The organism is Streptomyces profundus (assembly GCF_020740535.1).
Taxonomy (GTDB): Bacteria; Actinomycetota; Actinomycetes; order Streptomycetales; family Streptomycetaceae; genus Streptomyces; species Streptomyces profundus.
The window spans coordinates 5,442,887-5,461,816 of sequence record NZ_CP082362.1; the positions used below are offsets into that span (position 1 = coordinate 5,442,887).

At 72.7% G+C, this 18,930-nt stretch carries 22 protein-coding genes; 17 read left to right on the forward strand and 5 right to left on the reverse strand.

The annotated features are described in order from the left end of the window. Position 1: 1 nt before the first annotated feature. A complete protein-coding gene (cofC, locus tag K4G22_RS24035; protein ID WP_228082423.1) occupies positions 2–667 on the reverse strand; it encodes a 2-phospho-L-lactate guanylyltransferase in 666 nt (221 codons plus the stop codon). A gap of 229 nt (positions 668–896) precedes the next feature. Between cofC and K4G22_RS24040 the strand changes: the two genes are divergently transcribed. Genes K4G22_RS24040 through K4G22_RS24050 form a run of 3 tightly spaced genes read left to right on the forward strand, consistent with a single transcriptional unit; the run spans position 897 to position 3,833 of the window. After that, on the forward strand, positions 897–1,658 hold the full coding sequence (locus tag K4G22_RS24040; protein WP_228082424.1) for a lysophospholipid acyltransferase family protein: 762 nt from the start codon (positions 897–899) through the stop codon (positions 1,656–1,658). After that, positions 1,655–2,656: an NAD(P)H-dependent glycerol-3-phosphate dehydrogenase gene (locus K4G22_RS24045; protein ID WP_228082425.1), complete on the forward strand. Its 1,002-nt coding sequence runs from the start codon at positions 1,655–1,657 to the stop codon at positions 2,654–2,656. The genes K4G22_RS24040 and K4G22_RS24045 overlap by 4 nt, the downstream gene beginning before the upstream one ends. A gap of 34 nt (positions 2,657–2,690) precedes the next feature. Beyond that, positions 2,691–3,833: a D-alanine--D-alanine ligase family protein gene (locus tag K4G22_RS24050; protein ID WP_228082426.1), complete on the forward strand. Its 1,143-nt coding sequence runs from the start codon at positions 2,691–2,693 to the stop codon at positions 3,831–3,833. Positions 3,834–3,848: 15 nt separating this feature from the next. Here K4G22_RS24050 and K4G22_RS24055 read toward each other — a convergent pair whose 3' ends face one another. Both K4G22_RS24055 and K4G22_RS24060 read right to left on the reverse strand, forming a co-directional pair. Continuing rightward, positions 3,849–4,409, reverse strand: a complete 561-nt coding sequence (locus K4G22_RS24055; RefSeq protein WP_228082427.1) for a DUF3515 domain-containing protein — start codon at positions 4,407–4,409, stop codon at positions 3,849–3,851. A 20-nt stretch (positions 4,410–4,429) separates the two neighbouring features. Continuing rightward, positions 4,430–4,663 carry an Lrp/AsnC family transcriptional regulator gene (locus K4G22_RS24060; RefSeq protein ID WP_228082428.1) on the reverse strand — a complete coding sequence of 78 codons (234 nt, stop codon included), beginning with the start codon at positions 4,661–4,663 and terminating at the stop codon, positions 4,430–4,432. Positions 4,664–4,798: 135 nt separating this feature from the next. Between K4G22_RS24060 and K4G22_RS24065 the strand changes: the two genes are divergently transcribed. Both K4G22_RS24065 and thiD read left to right on the forward strand, forming a co-directional pair. Next, positions 4,799–5,788, forward strand: coding sequence for a thiamine-phosphate kinase (locus K4G22_RS24065; protein ID WP_228082429.1), 990 nt, complete (start codon positions 4,799–4,801; stop codon positions 5,786–5,788). Between the two features lie 26 nt (positions 5,789–5,814). Beyond that, positions 5,815–6,600, forward strand: a complete 786-nt coding sequence (gene thiD / locus K4G22_RS24070) for a bifunctional hydroxymethylpyrimidine kinase/phosphomethylpyrimidine kinase (protein WP_228082430.1) — start codon at positions 5,815–5,817, stop codon at positions 6,598–6,600. A gap of 93 nt (positions 6,601–6,693) precedes the next feature. On the opposite strand, the gene rpmB is transcribed toward thiD, so the two are convergent. Then, on the reverse strand, positions 6,694–6,879 hold the full coding sequence (rpmB, locus tag K4G22_RS24075) for a 50S ribosomal protein L28 (RefSeq protein ID WP_078856452.1): 186 nt from the start codon (positions 6,877–6,879) through the stop codon (positions 6,694–6,696). 221 nt (positions 6,880–7,100) lie between these two features. On the opposite strand from rpmB, the gene K4G22_RS24080 reads away from it, so the two are divergent. From K4G22_RS24080 to mutM, 10 genes are all read left to right on the forward strand, one after another. Beyond that, positions 7,101–8,708, forward strand: a complete 1,608-nt coding sequence (locus tag K4G22_RS24080; RefSeq protein WP_228082431.1) for a DAK2 domain-containing protein — start codon at positions 7,101–7,103, stop codon at positions 8,706–8,708. Between the two features lie 55 nt (positions 8,709–8,763). Then, positions 8,764–10,998 carry an ATP-dependent DNA helicase RecG gene (gene recG / locus K4G22_RS24085; RefSeq protein WP_228082432.1) on the forward strand — a complete coding sequence of 745 codons (2,235 nt, stop codon included), beginning with the start codon at positions 8,764–8,766 and terminating at the stop codon, positions 10,996–10,998. A 319-nt stretch (positions 10,999–11,317) separates the two neighbouring features. Next, the gene (locus tag K4G22_RS24090) at positions 11,318–11,803 is read left to right on the forward strand and encodes a DUF6227 family protein (RefSeq protein ID WP_228082433.1); all 486 of its coding nucleotides are present in this window, start codon (positions 11,318–11,320) and stop codon (positions 11,801–11,803) included. Between the two features lie 109 nt (positions 11,804–11,912). Continuing rightward, positions 11,913–12,500 carry a 16S rRNA (guanine(966)-N(2))-methyltransferase RsmD gene (gene rsmD / locus K4G22_RS24095; protein WP_228082434.1) on the forward strand — a complete coding sequence of 196 codons (588 nt, stop codon included), beginning with the start codon at positions 11,913–11,915 and terminating at the stop codon, positions 12,498–12,500. Positions 12,501–12,526: 26 nt separating this feature from the next. Continuing rightward, positions 12,527–13,006 (forward strand): pantetheine-phosphate adenylyltransferase, encoded by a 480-nt coding sequence (coaD, locus tag K4G22_RS24100; RefSeq protein ID WP_228082435.1) that lies wholly within the window; start codon positions 12,527–12,529, stop codon positions 13,004–13,006. A 93-nt stretch (positions 13,007–13,099) separates the two neighbouring features. After that, positions 13,100–14,221, forward strand: coding sequence for a F0F1 ATP synthase subunit B (locus K4G22_RS24105; protein WP_228082436.1), 1,122 nt, complete (start codon positions 13,100–13,102; stop codon positions 14,219–14,221). 130 nt (positions 14,222–14,351) lie between these two features. Continuing rightward, positions 14,352–15,041, forward strand: a complete 690-nt coding sequence (locus K4G22_RS24110) for a YceD family protein (protein WP_228082437.1) — start codon at positions 14,352–14,354, stop codon at positions 15,039–15,041. Positions 15,042–15,043: 2 nt separating this feature from the next. Beyond that, complete coding sequence (rpmF, locus tag K4G22_RS24115; protein ID WP_078856454.1) at positions 15,044–15,217, forward strand: 50S ribosomal protein L32; 174 nt, start codon at positions 15,044–15,046, stop codon at positions 15,215–15,217. A gap of 19 nt (positions 15,218–15,236) precedes the next feature. After that, positions 15,237–16,058, forward strand: coding sequence for a ribonuclease III (rnc, locus tag K4G22_RS24120; protein WP_228082438.1), 822 nt, complete (start codon positions 15,237–15,239; stop codon positions 16,056–16,058). Then, positions 16,051–16,899: a bifunctional DNA-formamidopyrimidine glycosylase/DNA-(apurinic or apyrimidinic site) lyase gene (gene mutM / locus K4G22_RS24125; RefSeq protein ID WP_228082439.1), complete on the forward strand. Its 849-nt coding sequence runs from the start codon at positions 16,051–16,053 to the stop codon at positions 16,897–16,899. Before rnc ends, mutM begins: the two co-directional genes overlap by 8 nt. 4 nt (positions 16,900–16,903) lie before the next feature. On the opposite strand, the gene K4G22_RS24130 is transcribed toward mutM, so the two are convergent. After that, on the reverse strand, positions 16,904–17,710 hold the full coding sequence (locus K4G22_RS24130) for a CAP domain-containing protein (RefSeq protein ID WP_228082440.1): 807 nt from the start codon (positions 17,708–17,710) through the stop codon (positions 16,904–16,906). 262 nt (positions 17,711–17,972) lie between these two features. Between K4G22_RS24130 and K4G22_RS24135 the strand changes: the two genes are divergently transcribed. Further along, positions 17,973–18,242: an acylphosphatase gene (locus tag K4G22_RS24135; RefSeq protein WP_265590274.1), complete on the forward strand. Its 270-nt coding sequence runs from the start codon at positions 17,973–17,975 to the stop codon at positions 18,240–18,242. Between the two features lie 333 nt (positions 18,243–18,575). Beyond that, entirely contained in the window at positions 18,576–18,782 is a 207-nt protein-coding gene (locus K4G22_RS24140) for a hypothetical protein (RefSeq protein ID WP_062205893.1), read from the forward strand. Positions 18,783–18,930: the final 148 nt, after the last annotated feature.

Consider the following 18,930-nt stretch of genomic DNA (forward strand, 5'->3'; position numbering starts at 1 on the left):
ATCAGCCCGACGGGCTCAATGAGGCGGACGCGTCGCGCAGTTCGTCCAGGCGCCGCGCCGTGCGCGGGCCGACGCCCAGCCGCAGCGCCACCGCCAGGTCGGCGCCGGTGTCCACGTCCCTGCGCACGCTGTCCACCCCGGTCAGCGGCAACTCGACGGCCCCTGAAGCGCGGTGACGCGCCCGGGAAGGGCCGCCGAACGCGGGGGCCAGCGCCTCCTGGCCCCGGGCGGCGAGCAGCGTGGTGCCGACGCCGGCCGCGTCCGGCAGGAAGCTCCGCCCGTGCTCCTCGGCGGCGGCCAGCACCCTCGACAACTCGGCGGACCGCAGCGCGGGCAGATCGGCGTTGAGCGCCGCCACCGGCAGCTGGGCGTCCCGCGCCCGCAGCAGCGCGGCGCCATGGGCCAGCGCCGCGTTCAACCCGGCCGCCGGCTCGTCGGCGACGACCAGCGCGCCGAGCGCGCCCAGCCGTCGCGCCGCCAGCGGATCATCCGTGACAACCGCCACATTCCGCACCGCGGGGCAGGCCAGCGCCGCGCCCACCGTGTCCTCGGCGAAGGCCAGCGCCAGCGTGCGCCTGCCGGCGTCCCCGACCGCGTCGGCCAGCCTGCTCTTGGCGCGCCACAGCGGCTTCAGCGGAACGACAAGGGCCCAGTCGGAGTGGCGCATCGGGTCATTCTCCCTCGCGTCGGGCGGGCTCGGGAGGCTGGCCCGGGAGCCGGTCGGCGCGGGCTCTCCGCACACCCGTGCGGTGGGCGAGGACGGCGCGGACTAGGGTGCCAAGAGACGGTGGTGGCGCGGCGGCGAGGCGCTGGACAGTCCCCTGACCCAGGGCCACACTTGTGCGGCTGTCCCCAGCGGACCGCGCCGGAACAGTGCAAGAGGAGATGGTGTCTGAGTGTCTCGCCGCAGAATCGGCTTCTGGTACCGGCTGGCAGCAATTCTGGTAAAACCGCTGCTGCGGATCTTCTTCAAGCAGGACTGGCGCGGAATGAGGCATATTCCAGCTGCCGGCGGATTCATCACCGTGGTGAATCACAACTCGTATCTCGACCCGCTCTCGTATGCCCACTACCAGTACAACACCGGGCGCGTGCCACGATTCCTCGCCAAGAACGTGCTGTTCCAGCGGGGGATGGTCGGCCGGTTCATGCGGGGCACCCGGCAGATCCCCGTCTACCGGGAGAGCAACGACGCCGCCGACGCGTTCCGGGCCGCGGTGGCCGCCGTCCACCAGGGCGAGTGCGTCGCGTTCTACCCGGAGGGCACCCTCACCCGCGATCCGGCGCTCTGGCCGATGGAGGGCAAGACGGGTGCGGCCCGGGTCGCCATGGCCACCCGGGCTCCCGTGATCCCGGTCGCGCAGTGGGGCGCCCACGAGGCGATGCCGCCCTACGCCAAGACGCGGCGGCTGCGGCTGCTGCCGCGCAAGACACTGATCGTGGTGGCCGGCGACCCGGTGGACCTGGAGGAGTTCTACGGTCTGGAGCCGACCGTGGAGCGGTTGCGCGAGATCACTGACAGGATCATGGAGGCCATCACCGCACTGCTCGCCGAGGTCAGGCAGGAGACACCGCCGACGGAGCGTTTTGTGTACCGCAGGACCCCGCAGCCGCGGCCGGACCAGCGGAGCACGTCCGACAAGGAGAAAGCCGAGTGACACAGGTCGCCGTCTACGGCAGCGGTTCCTGGGGGACCGCGTTCGCCGCCATCCTGGCCGACGCCGGCTGCCAGGTGACGCTCTGGGCACGTCGCGCCGAGGTCGCCGACGTCATCAACTCCGAGCGGTTCAATCCGGACTACCTGCCGGGGCTGCGGCTGCCGGACGGCGTCCGCGCCACCACCGACCCCGCCGAGGCGGCGCGCGACGCCGAGTTCGCCTGGCTGTCGGTGCCGTCACAGACCGTCAGGGAGAACCTCGCGGAGTGGGGTGCCGGCCTGCCGCCGCACGCCGTGCTGGTCTCGCTGATGAAGGGCGTCGAACTGGGCACGGCCAAGCGGATGAGCGAGGTGATCCAGGAGGTCGCCGCCGTGCCCGCCGAGCGGGTCGCCGTGCTCTCCGGGCCCAACCTCGCGCCCGAGATCGCCCAACGTCAGCCCGCCGCCGCCGTGGTCGCCTGCCCGGACGAGGCGGTCGCCCGCCGGCTCCAGGCCGCCTGCCACACGCCGTACTTCCGGCCGTACACCAACACCGACGTGGTCGGCTGCGAGCTGGGCGGCGCGGTCAAGAACGTGATCGCGTTGGCCGTGGGCATCGCCGACGGGATGGGCCTGGGCGACAACACCAAGGCGTCGCTGATGACTCGGGGGCTCGCGGAGACCTCCCGCCTCGGCCTGGCGATGGGCGCCGACCCCAAGACGTTCGCCGGCCTCGCCGGCATGGGCGACCTGATCGCCACCTGCTCCTCCCCGCTCTCCCGCAACAACACCTTCGGCAACAACCTGGGCCGTGGCATGACGGTGGCCGAGACCATCGCGGTCACCCGGCAGACCGCCGAGGGCGTCAAGTCCTGCCGTTCGGTGCTGGATCTGGCGCGCCGTCACGGCGTCGAGATGCCGATCACGGAGACGGTGGTGGGCATCGTGCACGAGGGCACCTCGCCCCAGGTCGCGGTCGAGGAGCTGATGTCGCGAACCGCCAAGGCCGAGCACCGCTGACGGCCGCCATCACGTTAGGTAACCTCGGAGAGTGATGAGCAGCGAGTCCCCTTCCCAGCGCAGCAAGCCCCGTGTGGCCGTGGTCTTCGGTGGTCGCTCTTCCGAGCACACCATCTCGGTGGTGACGGCGGGTGCCGTGCTGCGGGCCATCGACCGTTCCCGCTACGACGTGTTGCCCATCGGCATCGCCACCGACGGCCGTTGGGCGTTGACCGCGGACGAGCCGGACCGGATGGCGATCTCCGACGGCGCGCTGCCCAGCGTCGAGGGCATCGCCGAGCCCGGCGTCGGCGGCGTGGTGCTGCCGGTCGACCCGTCCCGGCGCGAGGTGGTGTACAGCGAGCCCGGTTCGGTGCCCAAGGATCTCGGCGAGGTCGATGTGGTGCTTCCGCTGCTGCACGGCCCGTTCGGCGAGGACGGCACCATCCAGGGGCTGCTGGAGATGTCCGGCGTCCCCTATGTCGGGGCCGGGGTGCTCTCCTCGGCGATCGGCATGGACAAGGACTACATGAAGCGGGTCTTCACGTCCTTCGGTCTGGCCGTCGGCCCCTATCTGGTGATCCGCCCCCGGGAGTGGCGGCGGGACGAGGCCGGCGCGCTGGCCGGGGTCGAGGAGTTCGCCGCCGAACACGGCTGGCCGGTCTTCGTGAAGCCGGCGCGGGCCGGCTCCTCCATCGGGATCTCCCGGGTCACCGGTCCTGAGGGGCTGCCGGCGGCCATCGCCGAGGCGCAGCGGCATGACCCCAAGGTGGTGATCGAGGCGCAGCTGGTCGGCCGTGAGATCGAGTGCGGCGTGCTGGAGTTCGAGGACGGCCCCCGGGCGAGCCTGCCGGCGGAGATCCCGCCGGTCTCCAGCCACGACTTCTACGACTTCGAGGCCAAGTACATCGACTCGGCCGAGGGCCTGGTGCCCGCCCCGCTCACCGAGGAGCAGACGGAGCGGGTGCGGGCGCTGGCCGTCGAGGCGTTCGAGGCCGCGTCCTGCGAGGGGCTGGTGCGCGCCGACTTCTTCCTCCTGGAGAACGGCGAGTTCGTCATCAACGAGATCAACACCATGCCGGGCTTCACCCCGATCTCGATGTTCCCCCGGATGTGGGAGGCGTCGGGCGTGGGCTACGCCCAGCTGATCGACGAGCTGATCCAGGCCGCCCTGCGGCGCTCCAGCGGGCTGAGGTAGGCGGCGGGGGCGGCCTCAGTGGTGAGCGTGGCCGTCCCCCTCGCCCTGCCCCTCGTCCTGGGCCTCGGCGGACGGGTCGTCCGTGCGGTACAGCTCGTCCAGCGGTATGTGCCGGTCGATCGGGGCGGCCACGTCAAGCAGCGGGTTGACCTCGGGCGCGTAGGCGTCCGGCACCGTCATCTCGACGAGGACCTCGCGCTCCGTGGTGGTGAACCTGATGCCGTCCCCCCGCTCCTCCAGCAGCCAGGACACCGCGTCGACGCCCACCACCTCGGCCCCGATCGGGTCGTAGGTCTCGCTGCCCGGGGTGAGGGCCGCTGGGCGTTCCACGCCGCAGCGCAGCACGATCGCGGGTGAGCCCCAGGCCGCCGCGAACGGCGTGTCCTCGTCGAGGACTTGACGTTCCTCGCCGTCCACCACGTCCGGCAGCGCCTCGGCCAGCGCGCGGCAGGCGTCGGCCGCTTCGCCCGTCGGCGTCGGCACCTCGACGGCCGGCGCCCCGTCCGCCGACGAACAGGCGCCCAGGGCCAGGACGGCGGCGAGGACCACGGGGGCGCGGCGTACGGTGGAGGTCACGCGGCGAGCATAACGGGGCGCTACAGATGAACGACGGGGCAGGTCAGGGTGCGAGTGATGCCGGGAACCCCCTGCACCTTCGCCACCACGAGGCGTCCGAGTTCGTCCACGCTCTCCGCCTCGGCCCTGACGATGACGTCGTAGGGTCCGGTGACATCGTCGGCCTGGATCACTCCCGGCAGTCCGGAGATCTCCTCGGCCACGATGGACGCCCTGCCCACCTCGGTCTGGATCAGGATGTACGCCTGCACCACGGGTCCTCCACAGCGGCTTCGAGGAGCGGGGGCGCTACCGTAGCGCGTCATGACCAGCACGGGGAGACCGTGTCCGGAGTTGGTCGGGCGGATCGAGGCACCGGTCGGCGCACGAAAGAGCATGAGGAGAGCTGAGTGAAGGGCAGTGTGGGGGCGCTCGGGGAGTTCGGGCTGATTCGGGAGTTGACCTCCCGGATCAGCGGGACCCCCGCGGTACGGCTTGGCCCGGGGGACGACGCCGCGGTGGTCGCCGCACCCGACCGACGGGTGGTCGCCAGCACCGACATCCTGGTGGAGGGCAGCCACTTCCGCCGCGACTGGTCCACCGCCTACGACGTGGGCCGCAAGGCCGCGGCGCAGAACCTCGCCGACATCGCCGCCATGGGGGCCACCCCGAGCGCCGTGCTGCTCGGGCTCGTGGTTCCCGCGGAACTCCCGGCCACCTGGCCGGTCGAGCTGATGGACGGCATCCGCGACGAGTGCCAGGTCGCCGGCGCCGGGGTGGCCGGCGGGGACGTGGTGCGCGGCGACAGCATCATCGTCTCCATCACCGCCCTGGGGGACCTGGCCGGCCGTGAGCCCGTCACCAGGACGGGCGCCAGGCCCGGCGATCTGGTCGCCGTCACCGGCTGGTTGGGCTGGTCGGCGGCCGGGCACGCCGTCCTCTCCCGGGGCTTCCGCTCGCCGCGCGCCTTCGTCGAGGCACACCGCAGGCCGGAGCCGCCCTACCCGGCCGGGCCGGCGGGGGCGGCCCTGGGCGCCACCGCCATGACCGACGTCAGCGACGGGCTGATCGCGGACCTCGGCCATATCGCGCAGGGCAGCAAGGTGCGGATCGACATCGAGTCGGCGGCCCTCGACATGCCCGCGCAGATGAACGACATCGGCTCCGCCGTCGGCGTCGACCCGCTGCACTGGGTCCTCACCGGGGGCGAGGACCACGCGATCGTGGCCACCTTCCCGCCCGAGACCAAGCTGCCCGCGCGGTGGCGGGTGATCGGCGAGGTGCTGCCCAGCCGGGGGCGGGGCGCGGTGCCGGGGCCTGGTGGCGCCGCGCCGCCCCGGATCACGGTGGACGGCGCGCCCTGGGAGAAGGCCGGCGGCTGGGACCACTTCGCGGGCTGACCGGGCCGATCAGTAGGCTCGTCCCCATGCAGGCACCCCCTCGTGTGCTCACCGTCGCGGGTTCCGACTCGGGCGGTGGCGCCGGTATCCAGGCCGACCTCAAGACGATGTTGGCGCTCGGCACCCATGGCATGAGCGTGATCACCGCCGTCACCGCGCAGAACTCCCTTGGCGTGCAGGGCTTCTGGGAGCTGCCCGCCGAGGCGGTGAGGGCGCAGTTCCGCAGCGTGATGGACGACATCGGTGCCGGGGCGGTGAAGACCGGGATGCTGGCCGGCGTCGAACTCGTCGAGGCCGTCGCCGAGTTGCTCCGCACCGTCGAGGCCCCCGTGGTGATCGATCCGGTGGGCGTCTCCAAGCACGGCGACGCGCTGCTGGCGCCCGAGGCGCTGGACGCGGTGCGCACGCTGCTGCTGCCCACGGCCACGGTGGTCACGCCCAACCTGGCCGAGGTCGCCCAACTCACCGGCGTCCAGGTGGCCGAGGAGGCGGACCTGCCCAGGGCCGCCGAGGCGCTGCTGGCGCTCGGGCCGCGTTGGGCGCTGGTCAAGGGCGGCCATCTGCCGGGCGAGGCCGTCGATCTGCTCACCGACGGCACCGAGCGGCACTGGCTGCGCGCGCCCCGGCACGACAACCGCCATACCCATGGCACCGGTTGCACGCTGGCCTCGGCGATCGCCGCCAGGCTGGCGCACGGGGACGCGCTCCCGGTGGCGGTGGCCGCGGCGAAGGACTACGTCACGGGCGCGATAGCCGGGGGCTTCGCGCTGGGCGCCGGGATCGGGCCCGTGGACCACGGGTACCCCGGCTGAGTCCGTCGCGCTCGGGGCGGGAACGCGAGAAGCCGACCCACCCCGAGGGTGAGCCGGCTTGAGCGGCCGATGGCGGCGCGTACGCGCCGACGATCAGCGCGAGACCTTACCCGCCTTGATGCACGAGGTGCAGGCGTTCAGGCGCTTCGGCGTCCCATTGATCACGGTACGCACCCGCTGGATGTTGGGGTTCCAACGGCGGGGCGTGCGGCGGTGCGAGTGGGAGATGCTGTTGCCGAAGCCCGGCCCCTTGCCGCAGACATCGCAGTTGGCAGCCACGGGTCACTCCAAAGACGGGTCAGCCCCACGCGAGGCGGGGAAGACAGAAACGTACGGGAATCCGGAACGTGCCGCTCCGGAGCGTGCGCCCGACGCACAGACGAGGACATCAGGCAACCGGGGCAGCATACCTCGGGCTTTCCCGATGAGCGAAATCGCTCCCCCGGCCGGACCAGGGCTTAAGCTGCACCCGCCGTTCACCCTAGCCCGGGAGGTTCCACGTGCCCCAGCCGCTCGACGCCGGGGCGGTATGTCGCTGGAGCCGGCTGGCCCTGGACGCGCTGGGCGCCGCCCGGGAGGAGATCGACGCGATCAACGTCTACCCGGTGCCCGACGGCGACACCGGGACCAACCTCTATCTCACGGTCGAGTCGGCCGCCCAGGCGGTGGCCGCGGCCGAGGCCGGCGAGCCCAGCCTCGGGGAGGCGGCGCGCGCGCTGGCGCACGGCGCGTTGATCGGCGCGCGCGGCAACTCGGGCACCATCCTGGCGCAACTCCTGCGCGGCATGGCCGAGGTGCTCGCCGCCGCCCCCGAACCGGCCACCGCCGACACCCTGCGGACGGCGCTGGCGCACGCCGCCGACTCCGCGCGCCTTGCGGTGGCGCGCCCGGTGGAGGGGACCATGCTCACGGTGGCGTCGGCGGCGGCCACGGCCGCCGCCGCGACGCCGGGCGACACCGCCGCCGTGCTGACCGCGGCCCGCGTCGCGGCCAGGGCGGCGGTCGCCGCGACGCCCGAGCAGCTGCCGGAACTGGCCAGGGCCGGAGTGGTGGACGCCGGCGGAAGCGGCCTGGTCACCGTGCTGGACGCGCTGGACGCCGCGCTCTTCGGCGGCCCGCCCGTCGAGACGCCGCGCCACCGCCCGCCGCGCGGCCAGGTTTCCCGGGTATCCCGTCCCCAGCCGTGTGCCGACGCCTCCCACGGCGACCCCGGCTACGAGGTGACCTTTCTGCTGGACGCCGAGGACACCGCGATCCCCCCGCTGCGCGAGCGTCTCGACGCGCTGGGCGACTCGCTCGTGGTGGTGGGCGGCGACGGTCTCTGGCACGTCCATGTGCACACCCAGGAGGCCGGGCCCGCCGTCGAGGCGGGCATCGCGGCCGGCCGGCCGCACCGCGTGCGGATCACCGCGCTCGCCCCGACCGTCGCGGCCGAGCCGGCCACCCCCCGTGGACGCGCCGTGGTCGCGGTGCTGCCGGGCCCGGGGCTGGCCGGCCTGTGCGCGGAGGCGGGGGCGACCACGCTGACCGTCCGCCCCGGGGAGCGCCCCGGCGGCGGCGAGCTGGCCGCCGCCATCGCCAGCGCCAGGGCGGGGGAGGTCGTCCTGCTGCCCAACGACAAGGAGCTGTGGCACGCCGCCGCGGCAGCCGCGGAGCAGGCCCGCGCCGAGGGGGTGCGGGTCGCCGTCGTGCCCACCCGCTCGCCGGTCCAGGGGATAGCGGCGCTGGCCGTGCACACCGCCGAGCGGCGCTTCGACGAGGATGTGGTGGCCATGACGGCCGCCGCCGGCGCCACCCGGTTCGGCGAGGTCAGCGTGGCCGAGCGCCAGTCGTGGACCATGGCCGGCGTCTGCCAACAGGGCGATGTGCTGGGCCTGGTGGACGGGGACGTCGCGGTGATCGGGGGCGGGGTCTCCGAGGTCGCCGCGCTGGTGCTGGCCCGGATGTTGGCCGGAGGCGGCGAGCTGGTCACCCTGGTGCTGGGCGCCGACGCCCCCGCCGAGCTGGCCCGTGAGCTGACCGAGCTGATCCGCCAGGAGCACCTGGGCGTGGACACCGTCCTCTGCGCGGGGCACCAGTCCGTGCCCCTGCTCATCGGCGTGGAGTGAACGGCGCGGCCCACGGCGGGCCTGGCCACCGCGATTGTCAGCGCCATGGTGTGCAATGGGCACCGTGACCGCCCCGCACGATCCCCTCGCCACCGTTGTCGGCGGCACCACCGCCAAGGTGATGGCCGCCCATCTCGACCTGCGCACGGTCGGAGACCTGCTGCACCACTACCCCAGGCGCTACGCCGAGCGCGGCGAGCTGACCTCGCTCAGCGCGCTGCCGTTGGACGAGCACGTCACGGTGGTCGCCGAGATCGCCGACGCCCGCACCCGCCCGTTCAACAACGGGCGGGGGCTGCGCTTCGAGGTCACGCTCACCGACGGCAGGGGCCGGCTGCGCCTGGTCTTCTTCGGCCGGCGGGCCGTCCACCACCACGAGCGGGTGCTGCTGCCCGGCCGGCGCGGCATGTTCGCCGGCAAGGTCTCCCGCTTCCAGCGGGAGCTCCAGCTCTCCCACCCCGCCTACGAGTTGCTCGACGAGGAGAGCGACTCCACGGCCGTCGAGGAGTTCGCCGGACGCCCGCTGCCGATCTATCCGGCGTGCAAGCAGTTGGAGTCCTGGCGCATCGCCAAGGCGGTCGGCCTGCTGCTCGACTCGCTGGCCGCCACCGACTGGCGCGGGATCGTCGATCCGCTGCCCGAGGGGCTGCGCGAGCGGCGCGCGCTGCTGTCGCTCCCCGAGGCCCTGGAGAAGGCGCACCGCCCGCGCGACCGGGCGGATATCGCGGCGGCCCGCGCCCGGCTCAAGTGGGACGAGGCGTTCGTCCTCCAGGTCGCCCTCGCCAGACGCCGGCGCGCCGGCGCCCAACTGCCCGGCAGGGCCCGCGTCCCCGCCGCCGAAGGGCTGCTCACCACGTTCGACCAGCGGCTGCCGTTCGCGCTCACCGAGGGGCAGGAGCGGGTCTCGGCGGAGATCCTCGCCGACCTCGCCGCCGAGCACCCCATGCACCGGCTGCTCCAGGGCGAGGTGGGCAGCGGCAAGACGCTGGTCGCGCTCCGCGCCATGCTGGCCGTCGCCGACTCCGGCGGCCAGTCCGCGCTGCTGGCGCCCACCGAGGTGCTCGCCCAGCAACACCACCGCTCCATCACGGAGATGCTCGGTGAGCTGGCCGACGCCGGCCTGCTCGGCGGCGCCGAACGCGCCACCAGGGTCGCCTTGTTGACGGGGTCCATGGGGGCCAGGGCCCGCCGCGCCGCGCTCCTGGAGGCGGCCAGCGGCCAGGCCGGCATCGTCATCGGCACCCACGCGCTGATCGAGGACCAGGTGAGCTTCGCGGATCTGGGCCTGGTCGTGGTGGACGAGCAGCACCGCTTCGGCGTCCAGCAGCGCGACGCGCTCCGCGCCAAGGGCGAGCGCCCGCCGCACCTCCTGGTGATGACGGCCACGCCGATCCCGCGCACCGTCGCCATGACGGTCTTCGGCGATCTTGAGACCTCGGTGCTGGACCAACTGCCCCCGGGACGCTCGCCGATCGCCAGCCATCTCGTCCCGGCCAGGGACAAGCCGCACTTCCTCAGCCGCGCCTGGGACCGGGTCCGCGAGGAGGTCGCCTCGGGCCATCAGGCGTATGTGGTCTGCCCGAGGATCGGCGACGACGCGGACCCCAAGGGCGGCAAGGCCAGGGACGACGACGCGGCCGACGGCGCCCCCGACGGCGGCGAGGGCGAGGAGCGCCGCCCGCCCCTCGCGGTGCTCGACGTCGCCGAGGAGCTGGCCGGCGGCCCGCTGCGCGGGCTGCGGGTCGAGGTGCTGCACGGCCGGCTGGCCCCGGAGGAGAAGGACGAGGTGATGCGCCGCTTCGCCGCCGGCGGCGTCGACGTGCTGGTCGCCACGACGGTGATCGAGGTGGGCGTCAACGTGCCCAACGCCACGGTGATGGTGATCATGGACGCGGACCGCTTCGGCGTCTCCCAACTCCACCAACTGCGCGGCCGGGTCGGCCGGGGGGCGGCGCCAGGGCTGTGCCTGCTGGTCACCGACGCGGCCGACGGCGGCCCCGCCCGGCAGCGGCTGGCGGCCGTCGCCGCCACCACGGACGGCTTCGAGCTGTCCCGGATCGATCTGGAGCAGCGCCGCGAGGGCGATGTGCTGGGCCAGGCGCAGTCCGGCGGGCGCAGCAGCCTGCGGATGCTCACCGTCATCGCGGACGAGGAGACCATCGTCGAGGCCCGCGCCGAGGCCACCGCGCTGGTCGCCGCGGATCCGGAGCTCGCCTCGGCGCCCGATCTGAAGGTGACGCTGGACGCCCTGCTGGACGCGGAGCGCGAGGAGTTCCTGGAGAAGGGCTGAACGACCGGCGCGGCTGGGCCGTTCGGCCCACCCGCCTGACGGCGGCGGTCGGAAGAATAGGGCCGCCCGCGCTGTTCCACCCGGGAACACACGGTGCATTCCCGGGAGTTGCTCGAGGGCATGGCGCCCTGTCAACGAACGACGGCTCCGCGTCCGGCCGCTTCGGCCGAGCCGTCCCGAGCGTCTGACCAGCACTGTCCCAAGGGGGCTCGCGGGAGGGTTCGGGTTTTCGTAAAACCGCCCCCCTGGTCGAAGCGGGAGGACTACGGTGTGTGCCCGCGCTGAGCCCCGCGACGGCGTCGTACCGGGAGGAAAACGCATGACCGAACAGCCAGCAGCATCGGCCGAGCCGCGGCCGGGGCCAGCCCCTGAGCTGGGAGAACTGCTGGAGAATGGGAATCGGGACGTTCCGGGGGAGGAGTTCGCCCAGGGGCTGGACGCCGGGTCCCGCGGCTCCGGCCGCCGGGCCTACCCGGGCCGGGACGCCGCCGACCACGCGCGCCGACTGCTGCGGCGCGCGGTCAACGCCGACCGCCCGGGGGAGGACACCCTCGGGCAGCTCTCCTCGGCCCTCGGCTACGACATCGGCCGGCTCGCCGAGCCGCGCGCCGGATACGGCGGTCGAGGCTGGTGCTCCCTCTACGAACACGCCTTCCTGATGCCGGACGCCAGTGAGGTCCGTCTCTACGAGCTGGAGCACGATCTCACCGAGGAGCGCCAGTTGGTCTGCGAGGTCTATGCCGACGAGGCGAGCGCCAGCCGCGCCGCCAGGCGGCACGGCCGGGCGCACGGAGGTGATCGCTGACCCCGGCTCCTGGCCCCGAGGTCCCCCGGCGCACCTCGGCGCGTCCCCGCGCGCCGCGCCGTATAGCGTGGTGCCCCAAGGCCGATGGACATGAGCGCTGTGAGGACCCATGACCCGCGTGATCGCCGGGACGGCAGGTGGACGGCGACTGGCCGTGCCGCCAGGGCAGGGGACCCGGCCCACCTCGGACCGGGCGCGCGAGGGCCTCTTCTCCACCTGGTCCGCGCTCTTCGGACCGCTGGACGGGGCCAGGGTGCTCGACCTCTACGCCGGCTCGGGCGCGGTGGGCCTTGAGGCGCTCTCCCGGGGGGCGGCCCACGCCCTGCTGGTCGAGCCCGATCCCAGGGCCGTCGCCACGATCAGGGCCAACGTCAGCGCCCTCGGCCTGCCGGGCGCCGAGCCGCGCATGGCCAAGGCCGAGCGCGTGGTCGAGTCCCCACCGGAGTCGGCTCCCTACCAACTGGCCTTCCTCGACCCGCCGTACGCGGTCGAGGACGAAGCGGTGGCGCATGTCCTGCGCTCGCTGCGGGAAGGTGGCTGGCTGGCGGCCGACGCGCTGGTCACCGTGGAGCGGAGCACCAGAGGCGGTGCCTTCCGGTGGCCGACGGGGTTCGAGGGGCTGCGTTCCCGCCGCTATGGCGAGGGCACGCTCTGGTATGGCGGGTTCATCGCCGACGACGAAGGTGACCGGCCGTGAGTGGCCGGCCGAACGAGGAGAGGCCGTTGCGCCGCGCAGTCTGTCCGGGGTCCTTCGACCCCATCACCAATGGCCATCTCGACATCGTGGCCAGAGCGTCACGGCTGTACGACGTGGTGCACATCGCCGTGATGATCAACAAGTCCAAGCAGGGGCTGTTCACGGTGGACGAGCGGATCGCCCTGATCGAGGAGTCCGTCAAGAACTACGACAACGTCCAGGTCGAGGCGTTCCACGGCCTGCTGGTCGACTACTGCAAGCAGCGGGACATCCCGGCGATCGTCAAGGGGCTCCGCGCCGTCAGCGACTTCGACTACGAACTGCAGATGGCGCAGATGAACAACGGGCTCTCCGGTGTCGAGACGCTGTTCATCCCGACCAACCCCGCCTACAGCTTCCTCTCCTCCAGCCTGGTCAAGGAGGTGGCGGCCTGGGGCGGCGACATCTCCCACCTGGTCCCCGAGGTGGTCCTGGGCCAGTTGAGGCAACGGCTCGCCCGGCCCTGAGCGCCCCCACGAGCCCCCCGCGCGCGCCTCTGCGCGTTTCACGCACCCCGGACGGGTCCCCGTCCGCGTGCCGTTGCCCGTACAGTCGCTTCCGTGGACGTACAGCGGAAACTCGACGAGATCGTCGCGACGGTCAGCAACGCCCGAGGCATGCCCATGTCGGCCTCCTGTGTGATCAACAGGGCCGAGTTGCTCACCGGTCTGGAAGAGGTGCGCGATGCGCTGCCCGGCTCCCTGGCGCAGGCCAGGGAGGTGCTCGGGGACCGCGAGCAGGTGGTCGCCGACGCGCGCGAGGAGGCCAGGCAGGTGGTGGAGGCCGCCCGGGCGGAGCGCTCCACGCTGGTCGACGGCACCGAGATCGTCCAGCAGGCCCAGTCCGAGGCGGCCCGCATCCTCGCGGAGGCGCGCGCCGCCGCCGACGAGATCAAGGTCGAGGCCGACGACTACGTCGACAGCAAGCTGGCCAACTTCGAAGTGGTCCTCGGCAAGACCATCGGCTCGGTCGACCGTGGTCGCACCAAGCTCCTCGGCCCCGAACGAGGCGACCCGGCCGAGCTGTTGCGGCAGGCGGACGCCTATGTCGAGGCCCAGTTCGGCGCCATCGAGGCGGTGCTCCGCAAGACGCTTGAGGCGGTGGGCCGGGGGCGGCAGAAGCTCACCGGACACCGCCCCATCGACGAGTTGGCCGAGCATGTGGCGGCCCAGGAGGCGGCCGACGACGGCCAGCCGACGGACTACTTCGGCCGGCCGGTCGGCGAGCAGGACACCTATGACTACCTGGGCGTTCCGCAGCCCCGGCGGGACGTCCAGCAGGCGCCCGGGGAGAGCCCGGTGCCGCCGGCGGCCCCGCCGCAGGCCCCCGCCCAGCTGCCGGCGGTGCCGGAGCGGCAGCCCTACGCCACCGCCGGCTACCCGGCGCAGTCCTATGGCGAGGAGAGCTACGGGCAGGAGTACGGCCAGGGGGGCTATGCCGAGGCCGGCTACCAGGGGGACGGCTACCAGCAGCAGGGCTCCTACGGACAGACCGCCTATGGCCAGCAGGGCTACGGCGCCGACGGCTACGACTACGGCTCGGCCGCCGCGGAGCCCACGGCCGCCCAGCAGCGGCAGGGCTACGGCTACCAGGGGCAGGGCGTGCTGGACGAGACCAGCCTCTTCGACACCCAGATGATCGACCCGGAGCAACTGCGCAACTACCAGCAGGGGCAGCCCTGATCGGCCCCTGATGGCGACGCTCGGGCGGATTGGGCCCCGGGCGGGCCCGTGCCGTATGCTGGCCCTTCGGTCGTGAGCACCCCCGGGTGTCACGGCTGCCCGCTCGGTTCCCCACTACCCGGGAGCCGACATGCGCGGTCACCCCGCAGCCCTCGCGAGAAAGCAGACAGCCCTGAACGCCCCGCTGGACCACCGAGCCCCTCTCGTGTTCGACACACGTGAGCTGGGGCGGCGTCCCGGTACGCTCAAGCGGCTGTCGCGGACGGTCGAGGCGCCAGCGGATCTCGGGGTCGAGGTCATCCGGGTGCCCGAGGGGTCTCCGTTGGAGATCGAGCTGCGCATGGAGTCGGTGATGGAAGGGGTGCTGATCACCGGCACCGTCCGTTTCCCGCTGGCGGGGGAGTGCGTCAGGTGTCTGGAGCCGCTGACCCGCGAGGGCACGGCGGACTTCCAGGAGATGTTCTCCTACCCGGACTCCGAGTTCTCGGCCCGCTTCGCGGACGCCGGGGACGACGAGGAGGGGGACGAGGAGAGGCTGTTCCTTCAGGGCGACCTGCTGGATCTGGAGCCCGTGCTGCGGGACGCGGTGGTGCTGTCCCTGCCACTGCGCCCGATGTGTCAGGAGGACTGCCCAGGGCTGTGCCCCGACTGCGGGGTGCCGCTCGCGGCGGATCCGGATCATGAGCACGACGAGTCCATCGACATCCGATGGGCCGCGCTGCGGGAGTTCGCCGAGGCCAGGTCCTCGGAGGCGCCCGCCGGGCAAGACAAGCAAACGAAGGCTCCCCGCGACCGCGGGGACGAACCACAGGAGAATTAGCCGTGGCTGTTCCGAAGCGGAAGATGTCGCGCAGCAACACGCGCCACCGCCGGTCGCAGTGGAAGGCCGCTGCCCCGAATCTGGTGCGTTGCGAGCGCTGCCAGGAGCCGAGGCTCCAGCACATCGCGTGCTCCAACTGCGGTACCTACAACCGTCGTCAGGTTCTCGACGTCTGATCGGCGGGTGACAGGCGTCATGGCACACGCCAGGAGGTCGCAGCCGCAGCCCCAGGCAGCGGCCGACATCGCCGCGTCCCTCGCGACGCTGGAAGGGCGGCTCGGCTATCAGCTGGAGCCCGCCCTTCTGGTGCGTGCCCTGACTCACCGCAGCTACGCCTACGAGAACGGCGGCCTGCCGACCAACGAGCGCCTGGAGTTCCTCGGCGACTCGGTGCTCGGTCTTGTGGTCACCGACACGCTCTACCGCCGCCACCCGGATCTGGCCGAGGGGCAGCTCGCCAAGCTGCGAGCCGCCGTGGTCCAGGCCCGGGCGCTGGCGGAGGTGGCGCGCGGTCTCGATCTCGGCGCCTTCGTCAGGCTCGGCCGGGGCGAGGAGGGCACGGGCGGCCGGAACAAGGCGTCCATTCTGGCCGACACCCTGGAGGCGGTGATCGGCGCGGTCTATCTGGACCAGGGCCTGGACGCCGCCGATGCCCTGGTGCACCGGCTGTTCGATCCGGTGATCGAGCGTTCGTCCAACCTCGGCGCCGGCCTGGACTGGAAGACCAGCCTCCAGGAGCTGAGCGCGGCCGAGGGCCTTGGCGTGCCCGAGTATGTGATCGGGGAGAGCGGCCCCGACCACGAGAAGACGTTCACCGCCGCGGCCAGGGTCGGCGGCCAGACCTACGGCATGGGCACGGGGCGCAGCAAGAAGGAGGCCGAGCAGCAGGCGGCCGAGACGGCCTGGCGGGCCATTCGCTCCGCCCTCGACGCCGCGGCTGCCGAGGCCGCCGCGAACGCCACGGCCGAGGGGGAGAAGGCGGACGGCGCCGCCGCCGGCGGGGCTCCCGTTGCCTGAGCTTCCCGAGGTCGAGGTCGTCCGGCGCGGCCTCGAACGCTGGATCGGCGGGCGGACGATCGCCGGCGCCGAGGTGCTCCATCCCCGCGCCATCCGCCGCCATCTCGCGGGCCCGGTCGACTTCGCCGACCGGCTGCGGGGCCTTCCCTTCGCCGCTCCGCGCCGGCGCGGCAAGTACCTCTGGCTCCCGTTGGGGGACGACGCGGCGCTGCTGGCCCATCTGGGCATGAGCGGCCAGCTGTTGGTGCAGCCGGGCCGCGCCCCGGACGAGAAGCACCTCAGGGTGCGGATCACGTTCACCGACGCCGCGGCCGGCGAGCTGCGCTTCGTCGACCAGCGCACCTTCGGCGGCCTCTCGCTCCATCCGCTGCTCGGCGAAGGACTGCCCGACGTCATCGCCCATATCGCCAGGGACCCGCTGGACCCGCTCTTCGACGAGGACGCCTTCCACCAGGCCCTGCGCCGCAAGCGCACCACGATCAAGCGGGCGCTGCTGGACCAGTCCCTGATCAGCGGGGTGGGCAACATCTACGCCGACGAGGCGCTCTGGCGCACCCGGCTGCACTACGAGCGCCCCACCGCCACGCTCACCCGTCCGGTCACGACCGAGCTGCTGACCCGCGTCCGCGAGGTGATGACGGCGGCGTTGGCGGTGGGCGGCACCAGCTTCGACAGCCTCTATGTCAATGTGAACGGCGAGTCCGGTTACTTCGATCGCTCCCTGGACGTCTACGGGCGCGAGGACGAACCGTGCCGTCGCTGTGCCACGCCGGTGCGGCGGCGCCCCTGGATGAACCGCTCCAGCTACTTCTGCCCGAAGTGCCAACGGCCGCCTCGGTAGCCGTTCAGTAGCCGAAGGTCTGGGTCCACCACGGTCCGCCGCCGGCGAAGTGCGCGCCGAGGCCCATGGTCGTGAAGTCGCAGTTGAGGATGTTGGCCCGGTGCCCCTCGCTGTTCATCCAGCCGTCCATCACCGACTGGGCGTCGGGTTGCCCCATGGCGATGTTCTCGCCGCCCATGTTGCTGATGCCGGCGTTGGCCGCGCGGTCCCAGGGGGTGCGGCCGTCGGGGTCGGTGTGGTCGAAGTAGCCGCGCTGGGCCATGTCCCTGCTGTGGGCGAGCGCCACATTGGTCAGCCCGGCGTCCAGCCGCAGCGGCTGGCAACCGGCCTGCCCGCGCGCCTGGTTCACCAGGCTCAGCACGGCCTCGGCGGCCTGGACCTCGGGGGAGGCGGGCTGCTCCTCCTGCTGGGTCGGCGGGTCGCTCGGCTCGGGCTCGGGCTCGGGTGACGGCGAGGACGGCTCGCTGGTCTCCTCGCTGGGGGTGGGGGAGGGGTCCTCGCTGGGCTCCTCGGTCTCCGGCTCGGCCGACGGCGTCTCCTCGGCCGGCTCCTCCGTCTCCTCGGCCGACTCGCGCTCCGCACCGCGCGTCGCGCGCGGCTCCTCCCGCTCCGGGGTTGGCTCCGCCGAGGCGAGCGGGGCGCCGGACCGGTTGCCCGCGGCGTCGAGTTCGGTGTCGCTCTCCCCGGTGAAGTGCTGGGTGAGGCCCGGCATCAGGCCGCTGCCCAGGGCCACCGCTCCCACGGTCAGGGCCGCGGAGGCACCGATGAGTCCGGTACGCGCGTGCCCGCGCCGACGACGATGGCGTCCCATGCGCAGCGCCTCCCTCTGTCTGTCGTGCGGTTGTGTCGTTCCGTTGGCGGCACATCCATTTCGAGATCAAAACTTCACTCGAATGGGTGCCGTTTCAACGCGTGACTGTACGGCATGGCGTGGTACAGAGAAGGGCCGCGAAGGTAAAACAACGGATAGCGTGCGTCACATGCGACGTTCGACACCCGCGCCGGAAGATCGTTCCGAGGGCCGTGCAGGAGAGCCGAGCGGGACGTGGGAGCCCGGGGAGTCGGCTGACCGGGTGCGGATGACCGCCTGGGTGCGCGGCCAGGTCCAGGGCGTCGGCTTCCGCTGGTACACCCGCGCCCGGGCCCTGGAGATCGGCGAGCTGACCGGCTTCGCCGCCAACCTCGCGGACGGGCGGGTCCAGGTGGTCGCCGAGGGGGCGCGCGAGCGGTGCGAGCGACTCCTCAACTGGCTGCGCGCCGGCGATACACCCGGCCGGGTGGCCGGTGTCACCGAGATATGGGACACACCGCGCGACGGTTACGAGGGCTTCACCATCCGGTGAGCCGCGCCCACGCCGGCTGCGGAAAGCACCCCAAACTGCTTGCCATCCCCGGCGCGACGTGCAAGGCTTCCGGCTCAAGGAGCTTCCGACGCACCCCCGGCCCCCGATGATCCTCAGGGGCGTGCCCACCCGGCGAGACCCGTGCGAGACGGCGCGCTGGGCGATACGCGGTGTGATCGTGTTGACCGTCCCACTTTTTGGTGAGACGCTGAAAGTCCCGCGCGGTTCTGCCGGCTGGCCATGGAACACGAGGCAGAGCGCCTGTCGCGGAAGTTATCCCTCACGACCTACCAACGGCTTCGGTCGGTCACTCAGTGTGGAGGACCATCCATCATGGCAAAGGCGCTTCTCGGTCACGTCGGCGGTTTCGACCCCCGAGTCCTCGCCGAGATGCGACGGCTTCAGCAGCGCGTCCAGGACCTGGAGACCCAGCTCATCCGGGTTCAGGCCGAAAACGACGCGCTGTCCGCCGCCGCTCGGCAGAGCGACCGGATGCTTGACGGCATCGACGTGCGCAAGGCGGAGCCCGCCCTGACCTGACCTCGACGAGGAGGCTGGCCTTAGGCGCTAACCGCTTGCGGTATATCTCATGCGAGGGACGCTTCGGCGTCCCTTCGTCATGTCATGACGTAGTGAGTTCGCTCGCTGACTCAGGCTGGCTTACTCACTGATCTGCCCCCCTTCCTCC